General features: G+C 32.5%; 14 protein-coding genes, 1 tRNA gene and 1 other RNA gene. 4 read left to right on the top strand and 12 right to left on the bottom strand.

What is annotated here, in order from left to right:
• Positions 1-436 precede the first annotated feature (436 nt).
• From recR to gltB, 11 genes are all read right to left on the bottom strand, one after another.
• The gene (gene recR, locus HMPREF3046_RS05665) at positions 437-1,033 is read right to left on the bottom strand and encodes a recombination mediator RecR (RefSeq protein ID WP_002447967.1); all 597 of its coding nucleotides are present in this window, start codon (positions 1,031-1,033) and stop codon (positions 437-439) included.
• 7 nt (positions 1,034-1,040) lie between these two features.
• Positions 1,041-1,358: a YbaB/EbfC family nucleoid-associated protein gene (locus HMPREF3046_RS05660; RefSeq protein ID WP_002447964.1), complete on the bottom strand. Its 318-nt coding sequence runs from the start codon at positions 1,356-1,358 to the stop codon at positions 1,041-1,043.
• 126 nt (positions 1,359-1,484) lie between these two features.
• Positions 1,485-3,194, bottom strand: coding sequence for a DNA polymerase III subunit gamma/tau (gene dnaX / locus HMPREF3046_RS05655; RefSeq protein ID WP_064207414.1), 1,710 nt, complete (start codon positions 3,192-3,194; stop codon positions 1,485-1,487).
• Positions 3,195-3,266: 72 nt separating this feature from the next.
• Positions 3,267-3,785 carry a GNAT family N-acetyltransferase gene (locus HMPREF3046_RS05650; RefSeq protein ID WP_064207415.1) on the bottom strand — a complete coding sequence of 173 codons (519 nt, stop codon included), beginning with the start codon at positions 3,783-3,785 and terminating at the stop codon, positions 3,267-3,269.
• Positions 3,786-4,101: 316 nt separating this feature from the next.
• An RNA gene (ffs, locus tag HMPREF3046_RS05645) (signal recognition particle sRNA large type) lies at positions 4,102-4,371 on the bottom strand.
• Positions 4,372-4,467: 96 nt separating this feature from the next.
• Entirely contained in the window at positions 4,468-5,193 is a 726-nt protein-coding gene (gene treR, locus HMPREF3046_RS05640) for a trehalose operon repressor (RefSeq protein ID WP_064207416.1), read from the bottom strand.
• A 22-nt stretch (positions 5,194-5,215) separates the two neighbouring features.
• Positions 5,216-6,853: an alpha,alpha-phosphotrehalase gene (gene treC, locus HMPREF3046_RS05635; protein ID WP_070717370.1), complete on the bottom strand. Its 1,638-nt coding sequence runs from the start codon at positions 6,851-6,853 to the stop codon at positions 5,216-5,218.
• A 79-nt stretch (positions 6,854-6,932) separates the two neighbouring features.
• A complete protein-coding gene (gene treP, locus HMPREF3046_RS05630; protein WP_064207418.1) occupies positions 6,933-8,372 on the bottom strand; it encodes a PTS system trehalose-specific EIIBC component in 1,440 nt (479 codons plus the stop codon).
• A gap of 175 nt (positions 8,373-8,547) precedes the next feature.
• A tRNA-Ser gene (locus tag HMPREF3046_RS05625) sits at positions 8,548-8,640 on the bottom strand.
• Between the two features lie 58 nt (positions 8,641-8,698).
• Positions 8,699-10,162 (bottom strand): glutamate synthase subunit beta, encoded by a 1,464-nt coding sequence (locus HMPREF3046_RS05620; protein ID WP_070717368.1) that lies wholly within the window; start codon positions 10,160-10,162, stop codon positions 8,699-8,701.
• A gap of 18 nt (positions 10,163-10,180) precedes the next feature.
• Positions 10,181-14,689, bottom strand: a complete 4,509-nt coding sequence (gene gltB, locus HMPREF3046_RS05615) for a glutamate synthase large subunit (protein ID WP_070717364.1) — start codon at positions 14,687-14,689, stop codon at positions 10,181-10,183.
• A 150-nt stretch (positions 14,690-14,839) separates the two neighbouring features.
• On the opposite strand from gltB, the gene gltC reads away from it, so the two are divergent.
• The 3 genes from gltC to HMPREF3046_RS05600 all read left to right on the top strand — a co-directional run bounded on the left by gltC (position 14,840) and on the right by HMPREF3046_RS05600 (position 17,730).
• Positions 14,840-15,736 carry a glutamate biosynthesis transcriptional regulator GltC gene (gene gltC / locus HMPREF3046_RS05610; protein ID WP_070717360.1) on the top strand — a complete coding sequence of 299 codons (897 nt, stop codon included), beginning with the start codon at positions 14,840-14,842 and terminating at the stop codon, positions 15,734-15,736.
• Positions 15,737-15,853: 117 nt separating this feature from the next.
• The gene (locus tag HMPREF3046_RS05605) at positions 15,854-16,975 is read left to right on the top strand and encodes a YibE/F family protein (protein ID WP_064207170.1); all 1,122 of its coding nucleotides are present in this window, start codon (positions 15,854-15,856) and stop codon (positions 16,973-16,975) included.
• Positions 16,972-17,730: a YibE/F family protein gene (locus HMPREF3046_RS05600; protein ID WP_070717359.1), complete on the top strand. Its 759-nt coding sequence runs from the start codon at positions 16,972-16,974 to the stop codon at positions 17,728-17,730. The genes HMPREF3046_RS05605 and HMPREF3046_RS05600 overlap by 4 nt, the downstream gene beginning before the upstream one ends.
• A 114-nt stretch (positions 17,731-17,844) precedes the next feature.
• Here HMPREF3046_RS05600 and HMPREF3046_RS05595 read toward each other — a convergent pair whose 3' ends face one another.
• Complete coding sequence (locus HMPREF3046_RS05595) at positions 17,845-18,228, bottom strand: NUDIX hydrolase (RefSeq protein WP_070717354.1); 384 nt, start codon at positions 18,226-18,228, stop codon at positions 17,845-17,847.
• Positions 18,229-18,378: 150 nt separating this feature from the next.
• Between HMPREF3046_RS05595 and HMPREF3046_RS05590 the strand changes: the two genes are divergently transcribed.
• Positions 18,379-18,657, top strand: a complete 279-nt coding sequence (locus tag HMPREF3046_RS05590; RefSeq protein WP_070717373.1) for a hypothetical protein — start codon at positions 18,379-18,381, stop codon at positions 18,655-18,657.
• The last annotated feature ends 39 nt before the right edge of the window (positions 18,658-18,696 follow it).

Raw genomic sequence — 18,696 nt, 5'->3', positions numbered from 1 at the left:
TCAGTTTTCAATGTTCATTTTCTTCAACACAATAATTAATTATACTCGTTATTAAAATAAAAGTCAACAACTTTTTTTAATTAATTTTTTGTGTTTTTAATGTTCGTTGATTTGTTTCGCTCAACAAATAAATACTATACAGGGTTTCTTCCAAATGTACAACGGTAAAAATTACACTACAAAGAGCAAGAAATAGAGTCTAACCCACAAAAGTCGAACATTATATAAAACATTTCTCTAATAGTTAACGTTAAGAGGGTTTTATTTCAGTTTATAGCTTTTTTTATATTGCTCTTATCTCATAAAACAAACTTTTAAAAATTTACATTTTTTTAAAATAATTTTAAAAAAGCTATTTACAGTGTGATTTAGTATTGTTGAAGGTGAAATATCCCCGTTATTTAATACTAACCTACTATAAATAGCACATAAAAATTTACATTTCAGTTCTACCAGCAATTGCTTTAGAAAGCGTTACTTCATCAGCATACTCTAAATCGCCACCAACTGATAATCCTTGTGCAAGACGTGTTACCTTTATTCCAATAGGTTTTACAAGTCTTGAAATATACATGGCGGTCGATTCACCTTCTAAGTTTGGATTCATAGCTAATATAAGTTCTTTAACTTCTTCATCTTTTAATCTATCAATAAGTGTAGGTATATTGATATCTTCAGGTCCTATACCATCCATTGGAGAGATAGATCCATGTAATACATGATAAAGGCCTTTATACTCTCTCATTTTTTCCATTGCAATAACATCTTTATCATCTTCAACCACACAAATAATTGAACGATCCCTTTGTTTATCTTCACAAATGTAACACGGATCTTTTTCAGTAATATGACCGCAAATACTACAATAGGTAAGTTCTCGCTTAACATCTACTAAGGCTTTAGCAAATTTTACGACATCGTCTTCTTTCATGTCTAATGTATAAAAAGCCAGACGTTGAGCCGTCTTGGGACCAATGCCTGGCAGTTTCATAAAACTATCTATAAGTTTTGAAATCGGTTCAGGATAATGCATACTTAACCTACATTCCTGGAATATTTAAGCCTTGAGTATGTTTACCTAATCGTTCTTGTGTTAAATTATCTGCTTTATTCATTGCTTCATTTGTTGCAGCTAAAACTAAATCTTGTAACATTTCGATATCATCTGGATCTACTGCTTCTTCTTTAATTTCTACATCTACAACTTCTTTATGACCAGTTACAGTTACAGCAACCATACCGCCACCAGCTGTTCCTACAATACGTTCGTCTTTAAGTTTTTCTTGTTCTTGTGCCATTTTCTTTTGCATTTTTTGCATTTGTTTCATCATTTGTTGCATATTTCCGCCACCGCGCATAATTCATTTCCTCCTTAAATCTTCACAGTAATTTTATTATAATTTATATTTCATTATACATACGTTTATATTTATTGTCATGTATGACTCATTCAACTTACTTTGTAAACAAACTGACCTATTTTATTATTCATCTATAATATTCACAGTATCTTCACCAAATAAATCTTTCGCTTTTTGAGCGATATCAGACGTTTCCTCTTTAGTATTATCTTTTGTACTTTCAGAAGAATGATGATCATTTTGTTTTCTATGATTAATATACTCGCTTCTTACTCTCATCCATTGATCTGAAGGGACACCTACTACTTCAACATTTTTATCTATGATATTACAAACGACGTTTTCAATGTTTTTCCTTTTTTCTTCATCTTTATTAACAATTTCACAATGTATTTCTTCATCAAATTGAATTAATACACGTTTTCTACTTGCTGCTACTGGAATTGAATTTTGCAATAAGCTGACTAAAGATTTTTTATCATTACTTTTAGCATAATCAATGACTTCTTGCCAATGTTCTTTGAGTAGTTGAATATCTTCTTTATTTGCTTCATCTAACACTTTAGCTATCTGCGTCATAGAAAATGCTGCTTTACTTTGACGTTTACTTCTAGAATGTGTGTGTGTTTGTGTGTGCTTGTTATTACTCTGTGACATACCTTGTGCTTTTAGAGTTTTTAACTCATTTTCAAGTTGTTCCATTCTTTGTAATAACACTTCATTATTAGGTTCTGTAGCAACAGGAGTTGTTGCTACATTTTCTACTTTCGTAGGATTTGTTTTTACCATTTCAGCTAATTTAACTAATAACACTTCAAAGTGTACATTCTGATTCACACTAAATCTAATAGAAACGAGCGTATCATTTATAATATCTATCATATAATACAACGTTTCTAAATCAAATTGAGTTAAGGCATCGTAACTTGTTTGTTCATTGATTGTTTTATTCATAATCGTATCTCTTACGAAATAAATCATATCATTAATAAGTCTATTTACTTCTTTACCTTCAGATACAAAGTGATGATAACGAGAAAATGCTTCTTTTACATTTCCATTAACGATATCGTTAAACAATTCATTAAGCGACGCTTCATCTACACTACCCGTTACGTCTAATACATCTTGTAATGTAAGATGCTCATCTCCAAAAGCAATTGCTTGGTCCATAATGCTTAATGCATCACGCATACCACCTTCTGATGCTTTAGCAATAAATTCTAATGCCGCTTCCTCATAATCTAGTGATTGTTCTTGTGCAACAAAACGTAATCGTTCCACAATCTGTTCCGTACTAATCGCTTTAAAATCAAAACGTTGTGCACGTGAAATAATCGTAGGTGGTATTTTATGCGGTTCTGTTGTTGCTAAAATAAAAATAGCGTGTGCTGGGGGTTCTTCTAATGTTTTTAATAAAGCATTAAAAGCACCTGTTGTAAGCATATGAACTTCATCTATAATATAAACTTTATATTTTGATTCACTAGGTGCGTATTTAACTTTATCTCTAATATTTCTAATTTCATCAACACCGTTATTACTAGCAGCATCAATTTCAATAACGTCACCATTTGTTCCTTGTGTAATGCCTTTACATATTGCACACTCATTACATGGTTCACCATCATGGGGATTTAAACAGTTAATAGCTTTAGCAAACACTTTAGCTATACTTGTTTTACCAGTTCCTCTTGGACCACTAAAAATATATGCATGAGATTGCTTTCCTTTTGAAATAGCATTTCTCAAAGTTTTAGTGACATGTTCTTGACCTACAACATCACTAAAACTTTGAGGCCTAAACATTCGATATAAAGCTTGATAATTCACAGTCGCACCTCCAATACAATTACTTATCAATTATATCATGCCATATCTTTGATATATTAATTTTTTATACTTCTATGATATTGGTTCTAGTTTCCCATGTGGATATTCACTTAATTGATCCCACAAGAATTTCACATAAAGAGGCTTATCATCATTTTCCGATATAATATGATATTGCGCCGCTGATGCATAACCTAACGTTGTAAAATAGTCAGGACAACCATCTACAATAATAGCAGTATAATGATGAGCTTTTGCACGCTCTTCTACAGCTTGTACTAAAGCTTTTCCTATACCTTTATTTCGATAAGGTGTTGCTACAATCAAAGAAGATAATTGTAATACTTTAAATGTATCTTCATTATCAATGAGATTCACTTCATTTAGCATGATATGACCTATAATCTCCCCATCTTCTTTTTTGGCAATAACTTCTAATTCATAATTATATGTATGTTGTTTTCTTAAATTAGAAATTATTTTACTATGTGATTTACCATCTAAATCTTTGTTATTAGTATAATGTTGTTCAAGTTTTTCTAAAGTCTCGATATAATCCATTTCAGTTAAAGTACTTAAATAAACTTGCATAACTTCCCCCTATAATTAACATGTTCCTAATCATATTTCTATTAAATGAAGTAAGTGAATGTATCAGTGTATACACCCATGACCCTTATTATAAAAATAATTTAGGGTGTTTGTTTTTCTCAAAATGCTTATTTTGAATATCTATATGTAAGTGTGATGTTTATAGTTGTTCGATGCCAACTTATTTAAATGATTTAGGAGTCTTTATCTGTATTCTAAGTTCTTCTATAGTTTATATAAAAAAGGAGTGACTTTAAATTAAAGTCACTCGTAACGTATATATATTTATAGAAATGATTAATTTTAAATTAAATAACCGTGCACCTTCGAATCGAGTGTATATCATAAACGTTACCGAAGTCGATAGCTAAATCTCGGCTACCCTACGGCACATATGAGTGTCCACTTAATGCTGCTTCCGTCAGGACCTGACATGATTCATGGGTTCATATTGCATAGGACCGAAATCTTCAAACACCTCGTGCTTCGGGCAGACTTCACAAAAGTACACCCTCAACGAAGGAATTAAGTCTCGCATAAAGCGGATTTCGAGTACAGGGAACCGCTACCTCCCCACCTAGCACGGTAAGTTTTATAATACTATAAAACGTATTAACGTTGCAAGTAAAATAGTATATTTATTTATAAATCATTCAAGTTAAAAATAAATTCAAAAATATTACTATTTAGTTTGTCGACGAGAAAATTCATTAAACTTAAACTCTGTCGCTAAATGCTTTGAAACATTATATTGAAATCGCGTCGTATCTTTAAGAAAAACGATACTTCTTACGGTCGCTGTATATGAATGGTGGACTTTACCAAACACTTGATATTCAAAATCCTTAAATGGTTCAAATGTAATTGATTTATTAGAATAGCTAATATCTAAATGAAGTTCTTTTTCTAAATAATCATAAATAGACTTTCTAGCTATTTCATTAGATATTTTAGGAACTAATGATGTTAGAAAATAATCTTCATCTAATATTTTAACTTTTCCATTTATACTTCTACTTCTTACTACATGACATAATAAATCGTTATTTCTTAGACACAATTGTTCTTTCACTAAAGGAACATCAGAGGCCTTTATTATTTCATTTACAAGTACATGTGTTTCATGAGTTAAGTTTAACTTTTCTTTAACTTCTTTAAAGCTAATTAAATCTGCAAAAGGAAATTCCGTGATATCTTGTTGAATAACTATCGATCCTTTTCCTTTAATTTTTTGAATCATCCCGTCATTTGCAAGTAATTCAAGTGCTTTTCTTACCGTTTCTCGAGAGGAGTGATACGTTTCTACAAGCTCACGTTCTGACGGTAGTTGTTCACCATATAAGTATATTCCCTCAGAAATATCTTTTTTTAATTTTTCATAAATTACTGCAAACTTTTGTTGCTTCATTTTTATTTTTTCACCCTATCATTTAATATGACTTACTAATAACTATCGCACCATATGGTGAAATCTTATTGTCAAGAATTGTACCACTTTGAATAATAATATCTCCTACTATATCAAGATCATCTGGAATACTAACAGCTTCATTTGAAAAGTTAGCAATAATTAACCAAGAATCATTTTTATAGGTGCGACGATAAATAAACAATTGTGGATGATCCATATACAATGGTTCAATATCTCCATAAGTAATAATATCATGATGATGACGTAACTTAATAAGTTGACGATATACATGTAAAACTGAATCTTTATTATTTATAGCATCTTCAACATTAATTGCATCTGTATTATTAGGTAAATCTATCCATGGCGTACCAGATGTAAATCCTGCATTTTCATTTTGATTCCATTGTATAGGAGTACGCGAATTATCACGCGATTTTTGGGATAAAATGGTCAAGATTTCTTCTTCTGATATCCCTTCTTGTTTTAGAAGTGTATACGCATTAAGAGATTCTACATCTCTATATTTTTGTATTGATGTATAATGAGGGTCAGTCATGCCAATTTCTTCACCTTGATAAATATAGGGTGTTCCTTGTAACATATGTAACACAATAGCTAACATTTTTGCACTTGCTTGACGATTCAATTCGTTTGTGTCATCGCCAAATCGTGATACGACTCTTGGTTGATCATGATTACACCAAAAAATAGCATTCCATCCACCACCATTATGGATACCTACTTGCCATTCCATTAAAATTTTCTTCAATTTAAGAAAATCATATTTTTTATTTGTCCACTTTTCACCATCTTTATAATCCACTTTTAAATGATGAAAATTAAATACACTATTCAATTCTTGACGCTCAGGACGTGTATATTTAATACAATTGTCAATCGTCGTTGAAGACATCTCACCTACTGTCATCATATTTCTATTTCCAAAAGTATGACGGTTGAGTTCATGTAAATATTGGTGGACGCGAGGACCATCAGTGTAAAATTCTTTTCCGATGGCTTCTGAATTTTTAAATTCATCTTTAGAAATAAGGTTTATTACATCAAAACGGAAACCATCAACGCCAAATTGAATCCAATAATTTACCATTTCATAAAGTGCTTGTCTTACTTTTTCATTATCCCAATTCAAATCAGCTTGTGTCACATCAAATAAGTGTAGATAGTATTCATCTGATTTCTCATCGTATTCCCAAGCATTTCCACCAAATTTAGATTGCCAATTTGTTGGTGGTCCATCTGTTGATGATTTGAAAAAATAAAAATCTCGATAAGGATTATCTTTTGAACGAATTGCTTCCTTAAACCAATGATGTTCCGTAGAAGTATGATTAATCACAATGTCTAGCATAACTTTTAAGTCTCGACGATGTGCTTCACTAATCAATTTTTTAAAATCATCTAATGTTCCAAACTCTTCATTAATTTTAAAATAATCGCTGATATCGTAACCATTATCATTCATTGGTGATTCATAAATAGGTGTTAGCCAAATATAGTCCACGCCTAAATACTTTATATAATTTAATTTTTCAATAATACCATTCAAATCTCCTTTGCCGTTTCCAGTCGTATCATTAAAAGATTTAGGGTAAATTTGATACACTACTGATTTTCTCCAATCGTTTTGAATCATATTAATGCCACCTTTATCTAAAATATATATTCTTCAAAATAATTAATTATTCACATCTTATAATGAACGTTCATAAGTCTCATTTTATATCAGGATTTCCTACCATTTCTTTAGCTTTAATTTTAGTGAATTTAGAAAAAATCACCGTTAATACTGCTGGCAAAACCACTGCTAATAGGATAACAGGTATATAAATATACCAATATTTACTTTGGATTGAAATAAAAGCTGGAACGCCTCCTACCCCTACATTGCCAAGTACTCGGTTTGCTCCAATGATTGCCCCTAATATACCCGATGTACAAATAGCAGCAAAAAACGGTACTTTTAAAGGTAAATTCACTCCAAACATAGCTGGTTCAGTGACACCTAAGAAAGCAGAAACACTAGATGTTAATGCTAATCCTTCTTCTTTTGCCATTTTTCGACGTTTATAAATGAACCATGCACCAAATGCAGCTGATCCTTGACAAATATTAGAGATGGCTACAATTGGCCATAAATAAGTTCCCTTTAAAGAACTGCCCATCAATTGAAAATCCACTGCTAAGAACATATGGTGTAACCCAGTAATCACAAGTGGTGCATAGAAGAAACCATAAATTGCGCCACCTAACCAACCCGCATGTTCAAAAATAAATTGTATAGCACCTGTAATTGCTGTTCCGATTGCTAATGCTATAGGCCCAATAATAATAAATGATAGGAATCCTGTAATTAATAATGCTACAGGCCCTACTACAAGCATCTTAATTGAATCATGCACGACTTTATTAAGTGCTTTTTCAATTAAAGAAAGTACATAAGCCGCAATAAGTACCGGAAGAACTTGTCCTTGGTAGTTTAATTGTTTAATTTCTAAACCAAATAAATTCCATGTAGGAATATGGCCTTTAGCGATATCATATTGTGAAACGAGTTGAGGGTGCATTAATATCAATCCCAACACTAATCCTAAAATTGGACTTCCTCCAAAGACTTTCATACTACTCCAACCAATTAAAGCTGGTAAAAAGATAAATGCTGTACTAGCTATGACATTAATAATATTAGAAATATCACCTAATTGATGATGTTGTTCCACTAAGGCCTTAGGACCAAATAAATGTTCCATAGTTAAAAGATTATTAATCCCCATAAGTAAACCAGCTGTTACCAGTGCTGGCAAAATTGGAATAAAAATATCTCCTAATAATTTTACTAACTGTTGTAATGGATTGCCTTTTTTTGCAGCGGCAGTTTTTGCTTCATCTTTAGACGCAGTTTCTACACCGGTTTCATTTACAAACTGTTTATACACTTCATCTACTGTACCAGGACCAATAACAATTTGATATTGATTGTCAGCTTTAAATTGGCCTTTAACAAGCGTATTATTAGCTAAAGCTTCCTTATTTACTTTATTATCATCTTTCAAAACTAATCGTAATCGCGTTACACAATGAGTAGCAGTATCTATGTTTTCTTTTCCACCTATTGCTTGAACAATATCTTGTACATCTTTTCTTTTTACACCCACGATGTCCACTCCTTTGTTTCTAACTTAAACAAAGTATAACTTGTCTAGACAAGTTATGTAAAGGCTTTCATAAAATTGTTTGATTTTTAAAAATTTACTACATAAAAATAAGCACTCAGTAAGTTACTGAGTGCTTATCTTCTTTATATTGATTAGTCTTGGATTTTAATTATAATGGCGGAGGAAGAGGGATTCGAACCCCCGCGGCCCGTTAAGGCCCTGTCGGTTTTCAAGACCGATCCCTTCAGCCGGACTTGGGTATTCCTCCAATGAACACAATAACCATTATATAATATTATTCATTGGAAGTCAATCTTTTTATATTATTATGTTAAAAGTTTTTGTTTGAGATATTGATTTACTGATTTAGCTACAGCTCGTCCTTCTTTAATTGCCCACACGACTAAACTTTGTCCACGACGTGCATCTCCTGCAGCAAATACCTTTTCTTGATTTGTATGATAATCATGCTCATTTGCTACAATTTTATTTTGTTTAGTTTTAATATCAAATGATCGTGGTACTGTTGTTTCAGTTCCTTCAAATCCGATTGATAATAATACTAAATCTGCTGGCCAGTGTCTTTCTGTACCATCAACCACTACCATACCTTCAGGTGTTTCTTCTAAAATTTGGGTATAAACGCCGCGAATATTACCCATCGCATCTACATCATATCGCATAGTTTGAACGCCATATGCGCGAGGCTCTCTTCCAAATCGTGCTTCATATTCTTTATGAGCATAATCCATTTTAAATACAGGTAACGCTAAAGGCCAAGAAGTGTTACTTTCAAATGTAATCTCTTCTGGTGCTTTTGTATACTTGTTAAACTGTACAATAGATTTACAATTTTCGCGTAAAGCAGTTGCTACGCAGTCTGCTCCAGTATCCCCTGCTCCTATAACAATTACATTTTTATCTTTAGCCGTAATTGAAGCTTCTTCAATCTCACCATTTAGAACTTGCATTTGCTCAGTAAGGTAATCCATAGCAAAATGAATACCTTGTCCCATTCTACCTTCTAAAGGTAAGTCGCGTGCTTTTTGAGCACCAGTACATAATATAATCGCATCAAATTGTTCTTCTAATTCATCACGTGTTATATCTACACCGATATTAGTATTCGTCTTGAAAGTAATACCTGCCTCACGCATAATTTCAATTCTACGTCGAACCACAGTTTTGTCTAATTTCATATTTGGAATACCATACATTAATAAACCACCTGGCTCAGCTGCTCTTTCAAAAACGGTAACTTGATAGCCTAAATGATTTAATTCTTCGGCAGCTGCTAATCCTGCAGGACCGCTTCCAACAATTGCCACACTCTGGTCTTTGTGTTCTTTTGGAGATTTTGGTTTTACCCATCCGTTGTCATAAGCTTCATCAATAATCGTGCGTTCGATACCTTTAATTGCTACAGAATCACGATTAATTTTCATAACACATGATTGCTCGCATGGTGCAGGACAAATACGTCCTGTAAATTCAGGAAAATTATTCGTCTCACTTAGACGTTCGTATGCTTCTTTAAAGTCTTGATGATAAACTAAGTCATTCCATTCAGGTATATAATTTCCTATTGGACAACCAATTGTTTCTCGTCCGAAAGGAAGTCCAGTTTGACAAAATGGCGTTCCACAATCCATACATCTTGCCCCTTGAATAGAGGCTTCTTCTCTAGAAAGTCGCTGTTGAAACGCATCGTGTCCTTCTAAACGTTCAATGAGTGACAATTCTGCTAATGATTGTTTCTCATATTTCATAAACCCTTTAAACTCACCCATAACTTTTCCTTCCTTTCTTTAATAAACCACAGTTGGTTGCAAGTCTTTTTCAATTGATGTGCGATGATCATAAAATGCAGCTAATTTTGCTTCGTTATCATCTGATAAATGACGACGCTGTAACTCAATTTTTTGCATCATTAATTCATAATCTTTTGGAATCACTTTTATGACATGTTTAGTGATATTCTCAAATTGATTTAAGATATCTTTAGCTTTTGTACTTTCTGTATAACGATAATGTTCTTCTATCATAGATTTAAGTAACTGCTTTTCTTCATCATGTTGCACGCGTTTAAATGCTAATGTTGGAAGTTGATTTGCCTTTTTAAATGCTTCGATATCACTTGGGAAAATGTAACATACTCCACCACTCATACCTTGGCCAAAATTTTTCCCAACATCACCAAGTATAACAACATGTCCACCTGTCATATATTCCAAACCATGATCTCCAATTCCTTCAACAACTACATCAACACCACTATTACGAATACAGAAACGTTCTCCAGCACTACCATTAATATATGCTTTACCACTAGAGGCTCCATAGAAGCATACATTACCTGCAATAATTTCATTTTCACGAGCATGCTTTGGTGCTTTCACAACGACTGTTCCACCAGATAACCCTTTCCCTACATAGTCATTGGCATCTCCAGTATGATGTATTAATAGTCCTTTAGGAGCAAATGCACCTAAACTTTGCCCAGCATGGCCCATCGTTTCCGCAATAATCGTTTCTTCAGGTAAACCTTTACTACCATGTTGCTTCGTAATATAACTACCCGTCATTACACCAACATTTCGTTGAGTGTTATTAATTGTATAGTGTCCTTTAAATGTTTCTCCATTTTCAATACTTTGTTTTGCCTCTTTATATAAATAATTTAAATCGAATCCAATATCTAAATGATGATTTTGAGCTATTTCTTTTGTGTTTGGTCCATCAACTGCATGAAGTAATTTCTCAATATCAAGTGATGCAGCTTTAGACTTAGGATTAATATGACGAGAACGTTGTAGTAAGTCAGTACGTCCTACTAGTTCTTCGACTGTTTTCAACCCAAGTTCTGCGAGCACTTCTCTTAATTCTTCAGCGATGAAATGCATAAAATTAACAACGTAATCCGCTTTACCTCTATAAAGCGCACGTAAATCTTTATTTTGCGTTGCTATTCCTACTGGACAAGTATCATTATGACACACTCTCATCATAATACATCCGAGAACAACAAGAGGTGCAGTTGCAAAACCAAATTCTTCTGCTCCTAATGCACACGCTAATGCTACATCTCTACCTGTTAATAACTTACCGTCTGTTTCTAAACGTACACGACTACGTAAATCATTTAACTTTAATGTTTGGTGTGTTTCTGCTAAACCAAGCTCCCATGGTAATCCGGCATGTTGAATACTTGTTTTAGGAGATGCACCAGTACCACCGTCATAACCACTGACTACAATTTTATCTGCAAATGCTTTAGCTACCCCTGAAGCAATCGTTCCTATACCAGTTTTAGATACGAGTTTAACAGCAATATCAGCATCTTTATTTGCATTTTTCAAATCGTGAATCAATTGCGCTAAATCTTCAATTGAATAAATATCATGGTGTGGTGGTGGAGAAATAAGCCCAATACCTGGTGTAGATCCACGTGTTTCAGCAATCCAAGGATATACTTTAGTGCCAGGAAGTTGTCCTCCTTCACCAGGTTTTGCACCTTGAGCTACTTTAATTTGTAATTCTTTAGCATGTTGTAAATACTCACTAGTGACACCAAATCGTCCTGATGCAACTTGTTTAATCGCACTTGATAAATAACTGCCATCTTCTTGAATGACATATCGTTTAGGATTTTCTCCTCCTTCACCACTATTACTTTTTCCTCCTAATGTATTCATCGCTTTTGCTAAAGTTTGATGTGCTTCCTCAGAAATAGAACCATAGCTCATAGCACCTGTGTTAAAGCGTTTTACAATCGATTCTACAGATTCTACTTGCTCAATAGGAATTGATGCTTGAGATTTAAATTCTAGTAAATCACGTAAATGGTCGTGTCTATTTTCATGCACAGCATTAGTAAATGTTTTAAATTGCTCGTAATTATTTTCACGACAGGCATGTTGTAATAAATGAATCGTTGTTGGATTAAATACATGATGTTGTCCTTGTTGGCGCCATTGGAAGTTACTACCAGAAGCTAGATATGCTTCTTCATTACTTTGACGTTTTCTATTTTCTTCATCAATTTGTTCAATACTTAATCCTGATAATTTAGATTGTGTTCCTGTAAAATAAGTGTCAATAACATTTTGAGATAAGCCTACTGCTTCAAATATTTGTGCGCCTTGATAACTTTGAACGGTAGAAATTCCCATTTTAGCCATGACTTTAATAACACCTTCTGATAAAACATTTGTATAAGTTTCAACATTTTCAGAAATCAAACCTTCAAGATGGTGACTATCAGTTAAATGAGCAATCGTTTGTTGTGCTAAATATGGAATGACTGCATTAGCACCATATCCAAGTAAACAAGCAACATGATGCACTTCACGTGTTTCACCTGATAAAGCAACAATACTTGTACTCATACGTAAATCTTCTTTAATAAGTAATTGATGAATATGGCTTACAGCTAATAACATTGGCATAGCATAATGCAACGACTGAATTGTATTGATAAGTGCGCTATCATCTAACACTAAAATTGAGCAACCTTCTTTTGTAGCCTGAACCGCTTCTTCTCCTATATGATTTAAAGCTTCTTCAAGTGAAATATCTTGATACAGGGTCGATAAATGTTTCACGTTAAACTTACTTTGTTCAATTTTATCTAATTGATTTAATGTAAGCACTGGTTTAGTAAGTTGTATACGATCTAAGACATTCGGTTCTGGATGAAGTAAATTTCCTTCACTACCTAGATAAGATAACTCACTTGTTACAATCTTTTCACGATAAGCATCGATAGGTGGATTCGTTACTTGAGCAAATAGTTGTTTAAAATAGTTAAATAATGATTCTGGTCGTTCATTTAGTACTGCGAGCGGTGCATCATACCCCATTGCACCAATAGGATCTTTTTTTCCTATCACTAGATCTGTCATATATTTATGAATATCTTCCTTAGTGTAGCCAAACTGCTTTTGTACTTTAAACAGTATTGCTTCATCTAATAATTGACGTTGATAATGAACTTCGTCTAATTCTAAATCAATTTTGTATTGATCAATCCAATCTTTATAAGGATATTTATGTGCAATATGAGTTTTAAGTTCGTTATTTTCAATGACTTTATTAGAGTTAAAATCAACGAGCAATAATTTCCCAGGATTCAATTGTCCTTTAAAAGCAACGTTTTCTTCTGGAACATCAATCACACCCACTTCAGATGAGAAAACAATAAAATTATCTTTAGTGATTGTATAGCGTCCTGGTCGTAATCCATTTCGATCAGTTAATGCGCCAATTTTATCGCCATTACAGAATGAAATCATTGTTGGGCCATCCCAAGGTTCCATTAAATAGCTATAAAATTCATAAAATGCACGTACATGTTCATCATTGGATTTATTATATAACCATGGCTCTGGTATAAGTAACATCGCCGCTTCTTCAGGCTCCATTGCTAAACTTAAAAACTCCAACGCGTTATCTACAATAGCTGAGTCGCTTCCATCTTCATCAACAATATTTTGAATTTTTTCACTTTCATTACCAAATAAAGTATTAATAAGTTGACGTTGACGGGCACGCATCCAATTAACATTACCTTTAATCGTATTAATTTCTCCGTTATGCATAAGAAGTCGGTTAGGATGTGCACGTTTCCAACTAGGGAAGGTATTCGTACTAAACCTAGAATGAACAAGTCCTAATTTTGATTGATAATCATCATGGTTTAAGTCTAGGTATAACTTCTTGATTTGATCTGAACGTAACCAACCTTTATAGACAATCGTTTTATGAGACAAACTTGTAAAATATAAATCTAAATGTTCGCGTTCTGCATATTGTTCAATTTGTTTACGTGCTAAATAAAGCTGTTTAACAGGCGTTTCGTGTTGGTTTAAATCTACAAATACTTGTTGTACATAAGGCATTGTAGAAGCAACATGTTCTGCTAATGCTTGTGTGTCTACAGGTACATCTCTATAACCAATTACTTTCAATCCTTCATCGTTAAAGTATTGATTAAATACAGTTTCATGCTGTGTACTTAAAACTTTTTGATTAGAGAAAAAAAGACCTACTGCATATTCGCCTTCATTAGGTAAGTCGAAATGAGTATGTTTTTTAAAAAATTCGAAGGGAATTTCTGTCATAATTCCTGCGCCATCACCAGTAATACCATCAGCTCCAATACCGCCTCGATGGTCTAATCTATGCAACATTTCTAATGACTTTTCAATAATATCGTGAGATCTTAAATTATCCATATTGGCATAAAAACCGATTCCACATGCATCATGTTCCTCACGGTAATCATATAACCCTCTTTTTAGTTTATCTTTAAACACGATGCCCACTCCTTTTGAGAATTTTCAGAAAATTTACTGTTAATAACAATTAATATAATGTAAAATATTTATCTGAACAATATATTAAATAGATGATATCATTCTAATAATTAGATTATTTACGATATACTTATATTAAGGAGGTAAAATATGGAAATTAAACAATTACGATACTTTGTTGAAGTCGCTCGCCGTGAACATATTTCTGAGGCTGCATTGGAACTTAATATTGCTCAATCTGCAATTAGTCGCCAAATCAATTTACTTGAAAAAGAATTACAAGTTCCATTATTTGATAGACAAGGTCGCAATATATATCTTACATCACACGGTAAAGCGTTACTAACACAAGCAACTCACATACTAGAACAACTTGACGAAACAGTTGCTCTTTTTCAACAAGAACAACTTAAAAACGCTCATCATATCAATTTGGGTTTTGAAGAAAGCCATGCTTCTCATATAATTACGCCTATGATTCAAACGTTTGAAAGAGAATATGATAGTCACATTATACCTAGTTTAATGAATCATACTCAGATAGTAGACTATTTAAATTCAGGAAAAATTGATATAGCTATTGTTGAGAATACACCTGAACTACAAGCAAACTCAACTTTTTCAATGACATCTTTATATGAAGAGACATATCACTTATATGTACCTAAAGACGATGCGATTGCCTTATCATTTAATCCACCCTTAACACAGCTTAAACAATTTAAAAAAAATCCTTTATATACACTTCACGTTTTGCCTGATTCTATTAAAAAACGATTAGAATCTGTAATTAAAGTACCTATATACACACTAGGTACAAAATCTCTTGGTCAGTATCTATTAAAACAATGTCGCGGCCATCTACTCCTACCTGATTATATATCGTTGGATCATTCATCTGAGCAAGTAGAGGATATCTCTTTATCACATACAGAATTAAAACGTTCATTTTGTGTGGTATTTAAAAAAGACAATAAAAAAGTAGATATCTTTAATCTATTTTATCTCATTCAAACATTGCTAAGTAAAGTTTCAACATATCACTAGGTCTTGTAACGAACACTAACCCATAACATGTGAATTGAATATCATTTTGAACACGCGTATAATTACTTTATTGCGATAAAGGGATAAATTATATAATTAAAAAGAGGATTATATTTAATGAATATAAAGAGACGTCACATACCTAAAATTAAAAACACTCATCGTCTAATTATTATTGTTACTTTAATAATGATTGGATTATTTATTTTTACATTTTTTAATGCTTCATTATATCAAATACCTATTGGTAAAATCACAAATGTCGAAACAAGTCATGGTCAAAAAGTCACGGACGAGCATCATAATACTGACACAAAATATAATCAACGATTAACTATACGCATTCTAAACGGTAAATATAAAAACGATATTACCACTGTTAATAATCATTTTGTAAAATCTCAAGCAGATTCAGAGCAATTTTCTAAAAATGAAAAAGTATTATTACATATGCAAAAAAGTCCATCTGACGCTACTATTCTAGAAAAAAAACGCGATGGCCTTACTGTGGCGATTGTAGGCGTATTTATCGTGACACTTTTAATTGTAGGCAAAAATGTAGGGTTACAATCAATTCTATCTCTACTATTTAACACCGCGTTTATTATTGTTTCAATAGTCATTCATAATACTTTTTCAGGTACAAATTTATTTTTATTAATGAGTATAGCCATTATTTTATCAACTATTCTTACATTAGTATTAGTAACTGGGTGGCAAAAACGAACTTGGGTTACGATAGTTGCCACTTTATCTGGAACGTTTTTATGTGTAGGGATGACTGAATTATTAATTCAATTTACAGGTGGTAATGGAATCAAATATGAAACAATGAGTTTTTTAACGCTACCTCCCAAAGATGTCTTTATGTCTTCTGTTCTTATAGGAACATTAGGTGCAGTAATGGATGTAGCAATTACAATTTCTAGTGGAATGTACGAAATTCTCCAACGTACGCCTAACCTTTCAATATCTCGTTGGGCTTTAGCTGGACGTCATATTGGCCAAGATATTATGGGTACCATGACCAATATCTTATTATTTTCATATTTATCAGGTAGTCTAGCTATGGTATTAATTTACTTAAAAAATGCGAATACATTTACTTACACAATATCTATGAACTGGTCTCTAGAAATTACACGTGCACTGACTGGTGGTATCGGTATTGTATTGACCATTCCTATAACAATAGGACTTATGGTCACTATATTTAAGTGGAAAGGAGTAAGTCGATGACTACAATTTTTTTACTCGCACTATTACTTTTTATTTTAATGATTTTGCTTGGCGGTAAAAAAGGACTCATCTCCTATCTCACTTTATTTTTAAATTTTATTATTCTTATGATTAGTATTGTTTTCATTCTGTTTGGCATACCAATCTATCTTATAGCTTTTACCTTTTGTCTTGTGATTGCTGCTTGTAACCTTTTTATTTTAAATAGTTACAATATTAAAACACAAGCTGCATTTATTGGAACTATAGTAACAACAGTTCTTCTTATCATAGGCGTCTATTTATCTGTAAAATTTGGCCATCTACAAGGTTTTGCTACAGAACAACAAGATGAAACCTATATTTTTTCAATGAATATTGATATTAATATGCTACAATTTTCTGTTTTTACTATTATGTTGGCTGTCATCGCTGCTGTAATAGATTTAACGATTACAATAAGTTCACCAATGTATGAGTTGAATGAAACAAACCCTAATCTTTCTCGTAAAGAATTATTTAAATCTGGTATGCGTGTTGGCAGGGAAATTCTTGCTACTTCCGCTAATACAATTTATTTAGCTTATTTTGGTGGACAATTAACATTATTCTTTTGGTTTTTTCAACTTCATTATTCATTTGGGCATATTTTAAATTCTAAAATTTTTGCTCAAGAGTTTATCTCCATTTTATTAGGTGGCATTGCAGTCGCATTAAGTATTCCTATCACAGCTTGGGTTAGTGCTCGGTTAATTAAATATCATCAACTTAAATAAACAAATGACTACACTACTACTTCATCCTTAAACGAAGAAATAGAATAGTAAAGACTAAACAGTGACGTTTAATGATTGAAAGCATCAAATGTCGCTGTTTTATTTATTCAATATTTATGTTGAAAATGTTTCAATCCACTTAATTACAGCTGGTGCGATATACTGTGTATCAGATTTATTGAACCAGCGAATATCAGTAACTTCATTATCAATTTGAACTTCATTCCAATCAATACTTTGATTAACTTTAAATCCATTTAATTCGGTCAAAGTATTTGGTTGAGGATAGGCTTCACCAATCACTTTTCCAATATATGTAAAATCATCTTGAGAAAAATGAAGTTGTAGTTCTTCTTCAATTTCTCTTTGAATAGCTTCTAAGAGTGTCTCACCTTCATCAATTTTCCCACCAGGAAAATAGTATTTTTCTCTGTGACGAACCTGTACCAATAAAATTTGGTCCTCTGTTTCTTCCACTAAACATACGCATTTAATCATTCTATTCATCCTTATTAAAATATTCTCACTTCAAAAAAATAATTTAATTTAGTATGATATTAACATACATTAAAACAAAGATTGGAACAAATTCTTAATGAGTGATATAACATTCAGATTTGGTTTTTATTTTTAAGGAGGTCTTGTATGATGGCAAAACAATCAAAACTTTCACGCTTATCTAGTTTAGTAAGTACAGCAGGATTTATTGTGGATGGATATAATGGAATTAAATATAGTGCAAAAAATAAAAATCTCGTTTATCTATCACTAGCACTTAGCACAGCGGGTACTGTGTTCGATTTTATCGTTTCGATGAGATCACCTCGTAAATTCCGTAAATTCACATCATTTATCTCATTTATTGTTAATGTGACACGCTTAGCTTCAAGCTTTAGAAAAATTAAAGAAGATTATCACTTCGAATAAAAAAACGAGAGTCCGGGACATAAAGTATCTGGATAAGTG

The sequence above is a fragment of the Staphylococcus sp. HMSC070D05 genome (assembly GCF_001815595.1).
GTDB classification, from domain to species: Bacteria; Bacillota; Bacilli; order Staphylococcales; family Staphylococcaceae; genus Staphylococcus; species Staphylococcus hominis.
The sequence above is the reverse complement of the archived record's forward strand: the minus strand, read 5'-3'. Positions and strand labels throughout refer to the sequence as shown.